We start from the raw sequence: 12,563 nt of genomic DNA, 5'->3' as shown, positions 1-12,563 counted from the left end.
AGGGCATTTCGCTGTTTCTACTGCTGAGGCGGATAGCCGCCCTGCTGCGGCGGGTATCCACCCTGCGGCTGCTGGTAGCCGCCCTGCGGCGGGAACCCTTGCTGCGCGGCGTGATAGCCGAAATCGTCGGCCACCATGGCGGCCAGCTCCAGCAGTGCGCGCCGGGTGGGCTTGCCGACCAGTTCCAGGTCGATCTCCGCGCCCTCGGCCAGGTGATCGTCGAACGGCACCACCTGCACCGCGCGGGTGCGGTCCAGGAACAGCTTGCGCAGCTGATCCAGGTCCACCGTGGACGATCCCTTGCGAGAAGCGTTGACCACCACCACGGTTCGCTCCACCAGCTTGTGGTAGCCGTGGTGGTCGAGCCAGTCCAGGGTCGCCGAGGCGCTGCGCGCGCCGTCGATGGCCGGGGAGGTGACCAGCACCAGCGAGCTCGCCATATCCAGCACGCCGGACATGGCCGAGTGCATCAGGCCGGTGCCGCAGTCGGTGAGGATGATGTTGTAGAACTGCTGCAGGATGCCGATGGCCTTGCGGTAGTCGGCCTCGGAGAACGCCTCCGACACCGCCGGATCCTGTTCGGAGGCAAGCACTTCCAGTCGGCTCGGGGCCTGCGAGGTGTGCGCCCGCACATCGGAGTACCGGCTGATGTGCCCGTCCTCCAACAGGTTTCGCACCGTGGAGCGGGTCTGCCGGGGCACTCGGTGCGCCAGCGTCCCGAGGTCCGGGTTGGCGTCGATGGCGATGACGCGGTCACCGCGCAGCGAGGCGAAGGTGGAGCCGAGACCGACCGTGGTGGTGGTCTTTCCGACGCCGCCCTTGAGCGACAGGATGGCGATCCGGTAGTCCCCGCGCACCGGCTGGTTGACCCGGTCCACCAGCTGCCGGTACACCACATCCGCGGCCGACTCGCCCGGATTGATGGCGCCGCCGGACGCCTTGTGTATGGCCCGGCGCCAGCCGCTGCGCGGCGCGCGCTTGGCCCGCTTCAACAGGTTCAGGTCGTTGACCGAATGTCCCGGCGGCATCTGCTGCTGGCCGTACTGCTGCCCGAAGCCGCCCGGCTGCTGCTGCGGAAAACCCGGCTGCGACTGCGGGTTCCAGCCCGGCTGGAAGCCCACCTGCGGCTGCGGCGGTTGCTGCTGCTGCGGCGGCGCGGCCGGGGGCGGCGACCAGCTGTAGATCGGCCCGCCGGGCTGATCATTGGACGGCGCGAACTGGCCCGGCTGGCCCGGTCCGCCGAAATGTCCGGGCTCCATGGGCGTTTCGCCCTCGCCCGGCGCTCCGGCCTGGTCCGGGAAGACCCGGCGCACCATGCCGTCGCTGCCGATCTCCTGGCGGATATCGCCGTACGGCGTATGGTCGACGACCTCGCCCAGCGGCCCTCCCGGGGCCGGAAAACCGTTCGGCGCACCGGGATTCGGCGGCGGTGCGAACTGACCGGAATCCGGCGGCGGGAAGCCCGGCGGGCCGTAGGGCCCGGGACCGCCCGGCGCGAAGGGATTGTGGCCTTCCGGGCCCGCGAACGGACCGGGCGCGGCAAAGGGATTCGGGCCGCCCGGTCCACCCGGGAACGGCCCCCCGCCCATGTGCACCGTCTGGTCGATCGAGTCCGGCACCGGCGGGAAGAACCCGGCCACCTGATCCTCGGAGTCGGCCCCGCCTTCCTTCGGCTCGGCGGACTCGTCCAGCGCTGCCGCGTCCGCCTCCGACGCCTTCACGGCATCGTCGACGTCCTCCTGCTCGGCAGGCTTCGAGGTCGAATTCTGATCTTTCGTGGTCACGTGTCCCCCATCTGCTCGACAGCTCGAACAGAGAGCTCGGCGCTATTGCGTCCCAACGCTAGCATTCTCGAGCCCTCCAGACGTGGCGAGCCCGCCTCGACGAAGTCGAGACGGGCTCTCCTACCAGCGCTTTCATTCAGCTCTTACGAGCAGCTCGGTTGACCGCCGAGACCACCGCGCGCAGCGAGGCGGTGGTGATCGAGGTGGCGATGCCGACGCCCCAGGTGACCTGGTCGCCGATGGCGACCTCGACGTAGGCCGCGGCCTGGGCGTCGTCACCGGAGGACATGGCGTGCTCGCTGTAGTCCAGCACGCGCACGTCGTAGTCGATGGTGGCCAGCGCGTCGACGAAGGCGGCCAGCGGGCCGTTGCCCTCACCGGCGACGGCGTGCTCGACGCCGTCCACCTTGACCACGGCCTCGATGTGGTCGACGCCGCCGTCGACCTCGGAGGCGGTGACCTTCTGGCGGATGCGCTCCAGCGGCAGGATCGGGGTCAGGTACTCCTCGGAGAAGACGTCCCACATCTCCTTCGGGGTGACCTCGCCGCCCTCGCCGTCGGTGATCTTCTGGACGGCCTGCGAGAACTCGATCTGCAGCCGGCGCGGCAGCACCAGCCCGTGATCGGTCTTCATGATGTAGGCGACGCCGCCCTTGCCGGACTGCGAGTTCACCCGGATCACGGCCTCGTAGGTGCGGCCGACGTCCTTCGGGTCGATGGGCAGGTACGGAACCTCCCACACGATGTCGTCGACGTCCGCGCCCTGCGCGTCGGCGGCGGCCTTCATGGCGTCCAGGCCCTTGTTGATGGCGTCCTGGTGCGAGCCGGAGAAGGCGGTGTAGACCAGATCGCCGCCGTAGGGGTGGCGCTCGGCGACCGGCAGCTGGTTGCAGTACTCGACCGTGCGGCGGATCTCGTCGATATTGCTGAAGTCGATCTGCGGGTCGATGCCGCGGGAGAACATGTTCATGCCCAGCGTGACCAGGCAGACGTTGCCGGTGCGCTCGCCATTGCCGAACAGGCAGCCCTCGATGCGGTCGGCGCCGGCCTGGTAGCCCAGTTCCGCGGCGGCCACGGCGGTGCCGCGGTCATTGTGCGGGTGCAGCGACAGCACGATGGAGTCGCGGCGGGCCAGGTTGCGGTGCATCCACTCGATGGAGTCGGCGTAGACGTTGGGGGTCGCCATCTCCACGGTCGCGGGCAGGTTGATGATCAGCGGCTTGGCCGGGGTCGGCTGGATGATCTCGGAGACCGCATCGCACACCTCGCGGGCGTAGTCCAGCTCGGTGCCGGTGTAGGACTCCGGGCTGTACTCGTAGCGCCAGTTGGTGTCCGGGTAGCGCTTCTCGACCTCCAGGCACAGCTTGGCGGCGTCGGTGGCGATCTTCTTGACCGCGTCGCGGTCCGCGCGGAAGACCACGCGGCGCTGCAGGATCGAGGTCGAGTTGTAGAAGTGCACGATCACGTTCGCCGCGCCGGCGCAGGCTTCGAAGGTGCGCTCGATCAGCTCGGGACGGGACTGGGTCAGCACCTGGATGGTGACGTCGTCCGGGATCGCGCCGTCCTCGATGATCTCGCGGACGAAGTCGAAGTCGGTCTGCGAGGCGGACGGGAAGCCGACCTCGATCTCCTTGTAGCCCATGCGCACCAGCAGGTCGAACATGCGGCGCTTGCGGGCCGGGCTCATCGGATCGATCAGCGCCTGGTTGCCGTCGCGCAGGTCCACGGCGCACCAGCCGGGCGCGCGGTCGATGATCTTGTCCGGCCAGGTGCGATCGGGCAGCTCGACCGCCTCGACCTCCTCGGCGAAGGGCCGGTACCGGAACACCGGCATGGAGGAGTTCTTCTGGGTGTTCCAGGCGGGCTGGTCGGCGGGCGCGGGCTTGGACGGCGGGGTGATGTTGCGCGTACCGGATACGAAAGCGTCAGCAGGGGACATGGCGATTTATCTCCGAGGGTGTGGCTGGATCCCAGGTATGGGGTAGACCGGCACGGCACATCCCCGCGACGGGAGCCGGTCCGTATCAGAACCCGTCGCGGCGGCCGAGGAGAAGTGCCCGCTGCATGATGATCACGAGTTTACATGCGGGCAATAGAAGCCCGGAAGCCGGGGAGGCGGGGGCCACACCCGAGGTCTGCGCCAGCACGGTCCGAGTGTGTCACCCCTGCGCGGCGGACACGCAGAGTTCGTGAATGAAGCGCATTTTGTCCAGAACCGGGTCGGCCAGCACGAAGGGATACGGATCCCGGTGGCCCATGGCGCGATTCATCATATTGAGCGCCCACACCAGGGGCAGCCAGAGCTCGATGATGCGGTCGAAGGCGGCGGCGCCGATCGGGGCGCGGTCCAGGGTCGCCCCGGCCGGGGCGAAGCCGAAGGCGGCCGCGGTGTCGAGGGTGTCGCGGATGTGCAGGTAGTGGGCGAAGGTCTCGGCCCAGTCCTCGGTGGGGTGCATGGTGGCGTAGGAGGAGACGTGGGTGTTCTCCCAGCCGGGTGGCGCGCCCTCGGCGTAGTGGCGGTCCAGGGCCTGCTGGTAGTCGGCGAAGGGATCGCCGAACAGGTCGTGGAAGCGGGTGGCGTGCTCGTCGGTGACCAGGAGCAGTTGGTAGTAGTGCCCGATCTCGTGACGGAAGTGGCCGAGCAGGGTGCGGTAGGGCTCGTCCATTTCCACCCGCAGGCGCTCGCGGTGCAGATCGTCGCCCTCGGCCAGGTCGAGGGTGATGACACCGTTCTCATGACCCGTGGTGACGGGATCGTCGGCGCTGGAGAGCAGATCGAAGGCCAGGCCGAGCTCGGGATCGGCGGTGCGGTCGGTGAGGGGCAAACCGAGTTCGGTGAGTTCGACGACCAGGCGGCGCTTGGCGGCCTCGGCCTCCCCGAAGGCGGTGAGCCACTTGTCTTCCAGCGCGGCCGGGCGACGGCGGGTCAGGCGGCAGGATTCGCAGAGGCCGGGCGCGCCGTCGGCCGGGACCAGCCAGTTGCATTGCGCCACAAACTGGTTCGCGCACATCGCGAACTTCCCGGAATCGACGGGCAGCAGCGCCCTCGTCTCGAGGCTGAACCCGATGTCGGAATTGCAACCGAGGCAGACGGTGTTCTCGAAAGCCAGTTGCTGACCGCAGCGGGGGCAGGCGAAATCGCGCACGACTCAATCCTCCACGGGGGCGACGTCCACGGAGACCGTGATGGTGGATTCCTTGGCATCGGTGTAGATGATGCCGCGCAGCGGCGGGACGTCGGCGTAGTCGCGGCCCCAGCCGACGGTGACGTAGCGGTCGTCGGCGAACTGATCATTGGTGGGGTCGAAGCCGATCCAGTCGTCGCCGGGCAGCCACACCGCCGCCCAGGCGTGGGTGGCGTCCGCGCCGACCATGCGCTCCTTGCCCGGGGGCGGGTCGGTGGCGAGATAGCCGGAGACGTAGCGGGCGGCCAGGCCCTGGGAGCGCAGGCAGGCGATGCCGAGGCGGGCGAAGTCCTGGCAGACGCCGCGGCGGTCGGCGAAGACGTCTGCGACGCGGGTGCTGACGGTGGTGGAGCCGGATTCGTAGGTGAAGTCGGTGTGGATGCGGGTGGTCAGTTCCTTCACCGCCTCCAGCAGCGGGCGGCCGGGCGGGAAGGATTCCGCGGCGTACGCGGTGACCTCGGGAATGATCTCCGGCGGGGTCAGGTCGAGGGTGAATTCGACTGCGAGCGGGCCGTTTCCGGCATTGGGGCGGGCCTGCTCCCAGGTCGGCTGATCCTCGGGCGCGGGCGGGGGCGCGATCTCGACCAGGGATTCGCCGGTCACCTCGAGGCGGCGGTGCTCGGCGGTGACGTGGAAGTAGAAGGTGGTGTTGCCGTAGACATCGGTGCCGACCGAGCGGTCCGACGGGATCGGGTCGACCCGAATGTCGTGCGAGAGCAGGTGCTGGCCCTGGAATTCACGCGGGGTGAGATACGCGCGGCCGTAAGAGCTGCTGACGACATCCGAGTACACGTAGACGGTGCGGTGCAGGACTCGCAGGCGGCGCATCAGCCCACCACCCGGGTGGAGCCCCACAGGGGCTGGATATCGCGCGGCACCGAAAGCCGGGTGGCCTCGAAGGATTCGGATATCTTGCGCAGCCGCAGGTGGACGCCGTCGAGCAGTTCGGCCAGTTCGGTGCGGTGGCCGTCGGCGTCGGTGACCTCCAGGTCGGCGGGGTCGAGGCGGCGCAGCATGCGCTGGGCGTCGGCCAGGAGTCGTTGCGGGCGTGAGGATCCGGATGCTCCGGGCAGGGCCAGGAAGTCGTCGTCCAGGCGGGCCAGCTGGTAGGCCAGCGAGCGCGGATTGTGGTCGTCGAACAGCAGCAGGCCCGCGACCGCGGCGATGCGGACCGAATCCCGGTGGCGGCGGCGGTAACTCACGGCGGAGACGGTGGCGGTCAGCACCGCGTCGGTCACCACCCGGCCGACCTCGGGCGGGTAGGAGTCGGTCAAAGCCGCGGCCAGCAGGGACGACAGCGCCAGCGCGCGCTCCAGGCGGCGGCCGATATCCATGACATGCCAGCCGGTGTCGCGCACGGTCGATTCGGCGTCGATGCCGGTGAGCGCCAGCAGGCCGGACAGGGTCTTGGAGTGGACGGCCGAGAGCGCGGCGCCGCGATCACCGCGGACCCCACGGTATTCGGCGAGGGCGCGGTCGATGGAGCCGAGCACCATCCAGGTGTCGGGCGAGAGCTGATCACGCACGGCGCGTGCGGCTTTCGCGTAGCGCTCCACGGAAAAGGCGACGGAACCGGGGAGTTCGCGATCGACGGTGAGGGCGACCAGGTAGTCGTGGTCGCGGCGGGACGCGCCGGGCAGGGCGATCGGGACGGTCGGCTCGTCGGAGTACTCGCGGCGGCGCGGGGACAGCGACTGGGACTGGGATTGGCCCTGCGATTGGGATTGCGATTGCGATTGTTTGCGCCGGTTGCGGCGCTTCTCCGCCGTATCCCGTTGCGCGGCGGTCTGTCTCGGCGGCGGCAGTGCGGCGCCGGTCATCCGGCTCAGGGCGGCCATGAGGACGGGCATGGCCTCCGCGCCCTCCATCCACGGCCGGTACCGGTAGTCCTGATGCCGGTCGTGGATGGCGCTGAGCAGCCGCGCGGTGACCTCGGCGCGCTCGCCGTAGCGGCCCAGCCAGAACAGGTCGTCGAGCACGCGCGGGGAACTGACCACATCCACCGAGGCGACGGCGGCCACCCGACGCTCGCGCTCCTCCGGCACCTCGACTGCGGGGGGCACCTCGACGGCGGGTACGGCCGGGACGGCGGCGGGCGCGGCACGCACCCAGACGTCCTTGGCGGCGGCCTCACCGATCATGCCGTCGGGTCCGCCGCGCTGATGCAATTGCCCCAAACCGCCCTGCATGACGCGATATCCGACGCGACCGGCCAGCGAGAACAGCCGCACCGCGACGGGTGCTGCGGCCAGTCCGCCGGAGCCGTCGACAGCCGGGGCCACCGAGAACCGCGCGGGTTCCTGCCCGACCCACTTCCAGCCCTCCGCCTCGATGCGGGCCCGCCACTCGGCCCGCTGGACGGCGGTCAGCAGGGGGCCGAAGACGGTGGTGTCGTCCACCGCGGAGCGCAGGATCAGCCGGTGCAAATTGGCGGTCAGGTGTGAGCGTTCGGAATCCTCACCACCCCAATAGGATTCGATGCCCGGCAGGGTGAGCTCCTCGTCCAGCAGCTGCCGCGACAGGCGAGGCAGGAACGCCGAGAGCGCCGGATTCTCCAGCAACCCGCTGCCCAGCGTGTTGACCACCGCGACCGCGCCGCGGCGCAGCACCTCCACCAGTCCCACCACGCCCAGCCGCGAATCCGGTCGCAGATCCAGCGGATCGGAGAATTCGGCGTCCACCCGGCGCAGCACCACGTCGACCCGCTTCAGGGTGCCCAGCGAGCGCATCCACAGCAGGCCGTCCCGCACCACCAGGTCGGCGCTCTCCACCAGCGGGAAACCCAGGACCGACGCCAGATATGCCTGATCGAAGGCGGTTTCGGAGTGCACGCCCGGGCTCAGCACCACCACCACGGGATCCTCGTCACCGGCCTGCGGCGCGGCCTCGATGAGCATCAGGCGCATGGCGCGCACGAACGGCGTGAGCGGGCGCGGGCTGGCCAGTTCGAAGGCCTCAGGAATGGCGGCGGAGACGACGCGGCGATCGGCCAGCGCGTAGCCCGCGCCGGAGGGGGCCTGCGCCCAGTCGGCGAGCACCCGGAAGCCGGTGTCGCTCCAGCGGCTGACGTCACAGGCGTGCAGGAACAGCTGATGCCGGCCGGGCAGCGAAATGCCGTGTGCCGCACGCACATACCCGCGGTGGGCGAACACCAGCTGCGGCGGCAGCAGCCCCTCGGTGAGGGTGCGCCGCGCCCCGTACACATCGGTCAGCAGCGCGTCGAGCAACCGGGAGCGTTGCACCACACCGGATTCCAGGGCGGCCCAGTCGGTATCGGAGAGCAGCAGCGGGATCGGGTCCAGCCGCCACGGGGACGGGTTCGCGGGTTCCTCGGAGGTGGTCAGTTCGGTGTAGGTGATGCCGTCGTCCTCGATGAGGCGGCGGACCCGGCCGTCGATGCGGCGCAGGCCCTCGCGGCCCTGGTCCAGGAAGTCGGCGGACAGGTCGGCCCACATGGTGCGCAGGCGGCCGTCGCGGTCGACGAGTTCGTCGTAGTAGCCGCCGGTGGGCAGGCCACAGGCGTCGAGCGCGCCGGTATCGGCCGCGGCGGCACGGTAACTCGCGAAATCCTCGAGCACGCCGCGCCGCGCCGCGAGGGTATTCCACCGATCGGGCTCTTCCGGCATGGCGTCACCGGGTGGCACCGCGTCCAGCACTGTCACCGCAACCACATCCCCGGGTATGCCTGCTCACCGATCGCCGGCCAGACCCCAGACGGTCCGCGCCCGGCGCAGATCGAGGATTCCGGGCGCACCGACGTCCGTTGCCTGTATGGCCATTTTGGCACGCAGATCGGCGATATCGACCGGACCCGGAGAATGCCCGGTGGATTCGAATCGCCGATTGCGCCGGGATTGCGCCACCACCGAATTCACCGGCGGCCCGGCGTAGAACATGCCGCCGGGATGACTCACGTGATAGGTGCAGCCACCGCGCGACAGCCCGGTCTCGAGTTCGATCACGTCGAAGACCAGGGGCGCGTCCACGGTGATCGTCGGATGCAGTGATTCCGGTGGCTGCCAGGCCCGATACCGCACACCCGCCACCTGCACGTCGGCCCGCCCGGCCGCGACCAGCGGCAGCGGGAAACCGTTGCAGGTCACCGCGTACCGATCGCGGTCGGCCCCGGTCACCCGCACCTGCAGTCGCTCCACCGAGGAGTCCACGTAGCGGGCGGTGCCCGATGCCGTGGTCTGTTCGCCGAGGGTGTTCCACGGTTCGATCGCGCCGCGCAGTTCGACTTCCATATCCCCGAGTACCACCGTGCCGAAGCGCGGAAAACGAAACTCTGAGAACGGATCGAGCCAGCTGGTATCGAATTCGATACCGTGCGAGCGCAGATCGGCCGCGACCTCGGCGATATCGGCCTGCAGGAAATGCGGCAGCAGATAGCGCCCGTGCAGATTCGCGCCGTGGCGGATGAGCGGCGCGGTGTAGGGCCGCTCCCAGAACCGCAGCACCAGTGCCCGCACCAGCAGCGACTGCACCATGGCCATGCGGAAGTGCGGCGGCATCTCGAAACCGCGCAACTCGACCAGGCCGAGACGGCCGCGGACCGAGTCCGGGCTGTAGAGCTTGTCGATGCAGAATTCCGCGCGATGGGTGTTGCCGGTGAGATCGGTGAGCAGGTGCCGCAGTGCGCGGTCGACCACCCAGGGCGGGGCGGTGGGCTCGTCGGGATCGTCGCCCGCGGTGCTCAGCCGCGCGATCTCGGCGAAGGCGATCTCCAGTTCGTAGAGCGAGTCCTCGCGGCCCTCGTCGACGCGCGGCGCCTGGGAGGTCGGTCCGATGAAGCGGCCCGAGAACAGATAGGACAGCGCCGGATGCCGCTGCCAGTAGGTGAGCATGGAGACCAGCAGGTCCGGCCGCCGCAGCAGCGGCGACCGCGCGGGCGTGCTGCCGCCCAGCGTGATGTGATTGCCGCCCCCGGTGCCTCGGTCGGTGCCGTCCACATCGAAGGATTCGGTGCTCAGCCGTGCCAGCCGGGCCTGCTCGTAGAGGGTGTCGAGCAGCCGTGACTGCTCCTCGAAACTCGAGGTGGGCTGGACGTTCACCTCGATCACGCCCGGATCGGGGGCGACGGACAGCGTGTGCAGCCTGCCGTCCACCGGTGGCGGATACCCCTCCAGCACGACCGGCTGCCCGGCCGCGACCACCGCCTCCTCCACCCGGCGCACCAGATCGCAGTACGCCCCGAATTCCGGGATGGGCGGCAGGAATACGAACAGCCGACCGTCGCGGACCTCCGCGACCAGCGCGGTGATCGGCGCGCGCTCGGCGGATTCGACCACCGCGGGCGGCTCGTCCGCGGCCAGCGGCCGGCGCGGTGCGAAGGGATCGGCCTCCGGGCGCGGCGGCGGCGCGTTCCAGGCGATCGATCCCAGCGGCAAGCGCAGACCGGCGGGAGAATCGCCCTCCGTCAACATGATTCGACCGCGGCGCAGGCGCCAGTCGGCGCTCGCCCATCCGGCCTCGTCGTCGCGGCGGTAGAGGGACAGCACATAGGCGGCGGGCTCGCCGACGGCGGTGTCCAGGCGCGCCAGCAGGGCCTCGCGGGCCGCCTTCGAATCCCGGGCGGTGTCGAGATCCTCGTCCGGCGGGATCGGTTCACCCTGCGGCACAGCGGCTTTCGTCGCCAGCCGGAGCAGCGGATCCTCGTAGGCCGGTCGCACCTGACTGTCGGGCAGACCCAATCCGTGGGCGATATGAGCGACGATCGAGCGAGCGGTCCGCGAGTCCGGAACGGAGTCGGCGGGATCCGGGCTGACGGGTTTCGGGCTGACGCCCGGCGAACCGTTCGTCCGCGGCGGCGCGTGTCCCTCATGGACCGGCGCGACGGTCCGAGCCGCCACCGGGCTCTGCGCTATCAGGGCGGGCTGCGCTTCCGCGGGCTTCCCGCTGTCGGCCTTGTCCCGCACCGGCTTTCGAACTTCCGGGTTTGCCTGGGCGACCGGAGCGGAGGGCAGCCACGGGTGCGCGAGGAGTTCGGGGTGCCGCCACAGCGGCTCGCCGTCATCGCGCCAGTGCATGGCGATTTCCCAGCGCGGCAACGGTTCTCCGGGATACCACTTGCCCTGGCGGTACTGCACCAGGCCGGTCGGCGCGTAGATCCGGCGCAGGCGTTCGGCCAGATCGGCGGCGCGTTCGCGTTTGGCCGGGCCGTCGGCCTCGGTGGTCCATTCCGGGCCCGTCTGGTCGTCGAGGGAGACGAAGGTGGGCTCGCCGCCGATGGTCAGGCCGATTCCGGCGGCCTCGGTGCGGGCGTCGACGGCCGCGCCCGCCGCGCGGATGCGCTCCCACTGGGAGTCGGTGTAGGGCAGGGTGACTCGCGGATCCTCGTGAATCCGGCGGACGGTGTTGGAGAAATCCAGCGTGGAGTTGACCGGGTCGGTGGCGCCGGTGATGGGCGCCGAGGAGACCGGGTGCGGGGTGGCCGCCAGCGGGATGTGGCCCTCCCCCGCGAACAGGCCGGAGGTGGGGTCCAGGCCGACCCAGCCCGCGCCGGGGAGATACACCTCGGTCCAGGCGTGCAGGTCGGTGAAGTCCGCGGGCGGGCCGGACGGGCCGTCCAGAGACGGTACGTCCTGGGCCAATTGGATGAGGTACCCGGAGACGAAGCGCGCGGCCAGGCCGAATTCGCGCAGGATGGAGACCAGCAGCCAGGCCGAGTCCCGGCACGAGCCCAGGGCGCTGCGCAGAGTGTGGTCGGGCGTCTGCACGCCCGGCTCCATCCGGATGGTGTACGCGACATCCTGGCGCAGCGCCTGATTCACGGCGATCAGGAATTCGATGGTGCGCGGCCGGTCGTGCGGGGTGTGGCGGCGCACCCAGTCGTGCACCAACGGGCCGGGCCCGGAACCGGATTCGCCCTCGTCGACCGGTCGCAGATACGGCTCCAGATCGGCGAGCAGCTGCGGCGAGTAGGCGAACGGGAACTGCTCGGCCTGCTCCTCCACGAAGAAGTCGAACGGATTGATGGCGTCCATATCGGCGATCAGCCCGACCACGATGGACAGTTCCGGCGTGGGTTCGTGGAAGATCAAGCGCGCCAGGAAGTTTCCGAACGCGTCCTGTTGCCAGTTCACCCAGTGGTTCCCCGGGCTGACCCGCATGGAGTACGCCTCGATGGTGGTGCGGGTATGCGGGGCGGGCCGCAGCCGGACCACGTGCGGATGGACGCGCACGGGATGGTCGAAGGAATAGGTGGTGCGATGCTCGAGGGAAACCTTGATCCCCATCCGTCCAGTTCACCACGCGGAGGGCCGACCACGCTGGCGTTTTTCCGACAGATCGGGCGACACGCGGTGAGCTCCCACAGTTGTCGCACCCGGGTGATATCACCGTAACGACGGGTGAAGGAGGAAGGGATGCCCGAAAGCGACTGCCCGGAGTGTGAATCGGCCCTCGACCACTGTCACGGGACATTGATCGCGCACGCCGCGGGTCCGGTGGAGTGCACCGAACCCGACTGTTTCGACACCGGCCGGGCGCGGCACGTCTTCGTGGCCGACTGCGGCGATGTCGCGGGCGGCTGTGACTGCGCCGCGCCGAGGATGGAGACCGGTCGGAAGGCGAAGGCGGGCTAGCAACTAGC

The 12,563-nt window shown here is 69.9% G+C and carries 7 protein-coding genes; 1 reads left to right on the top strand and 6 read right to left on the bottom strand.

Annotation, left to right across the window (positions count from 1 at the left end; translation table 11 throughout):
* Positions 1–17 precede the first annotated feature (17 nt).
* From ACAM49_RS04730 to ACAM49_RS04705, 6 genes are all read right to left on the bottom strand, one after another.
* A complete protein-coding gene (locus tag ACAM49_RS04730) occupies positions 18–1,784 on the bottom strand; it encodes a MinD/ParA family protein (RefSeq protein WP_369634209.1) in 1,767 nt (588 codons plus the stop codon).
* 136 nt (positions 1,785–1,920) lie between these two features.
* Complete coding sequence (leuA, locus tag ACAM49_RS04725) at positions 1,921–3,723, bottom strand: 2-isopropylmalate synthase (protein WP_369634208.1); 1,803 nt, start codon at positions 3,721–3,723, stop codon at positions 1,921–1,923.
* A gap of 220 nt (positions 3,724–3,943) precedes the next feature.
* Positions 3,944–4,930 (bottom strand): putative zinc-binding metallopeptidase, encoded by a 987-nt coding sequence (locus tag ACAM49_RS04720; RefSeq protein ID WP_369634207.1) that lies wholly within the window; start codon positions 4,928–4,930, stop codon positions 3,944–3,946.
* A 3-nt stretch (positions 4,931–4,933) separates the two neighbouring features.
* Entirely contained in the window at positions 4,934–5,797 is an 864-nt protein-coding gene (locus tag ACAM49_RS04715) for a transglutaminase domain-containing protein (protein ID WP_369634206.1), read from the bottom strand.
* On the bottom strand, positions 5,797–8,631 hold the full coding sequence (locus ACAM49_RS04710; RefSeq protein WP_369634205.1) for a circularly permuted type 2 ATP-grasp protein: 2,835 nt from the start codon (positions 8,629–8,631) through the stop codon (positions 5,797–5,799). The genes ACAM49_RS04715 and ACAM49_RS04710 overlap by 1 nt, the downstream gene beginning before the upstream one ends.
* 27 nt (positions 8,632–8,658) lie before the next feature.
* Complete coding sequence (locus ACAM49_RS04705; RefSeq protein WP_369634204.1) at positions 8,659–12,207, bottom strand: DUF2126 domain-containing protein; 3,549 nt, start codon at positions 12,205–12,207, stop codon at positions 8,659–8,661.
* Between the two features lie 129 nt (positions 12,208–12,336).
* Here ACAM49_RS04705 and ACAM49_RS04700 point away from each other — a divergent pair, with 129 nt between their 5' ends.
* Positions 12,337–12,555 (top strand): hypothetical protein, encoded by a 219-nt coding sequence (locus ACAM49_RS04700; RefSeq protein ID WP_369634203.1) that lies wholly within the window; start codon positions 12,337–12,339, stop codon positions 12,553–12,555.
* The last annotated feature ends 8 nt before the right edge of the window (positions 12,556–12,563 follow it).

It is taken from the genome of Nocardia sp. JMUB6875 (assembly GCF_041154655.1).
In the GTDB taxonomy this organism is placed as follows: Bacteria; Actinomycetota; Actinomycetes; order Mycobacteriales; family Mycobacteriaceae; genus Nocardia.
This window is presented reverse-complemented; position numbering and strand designations above follow the sequence as displayed.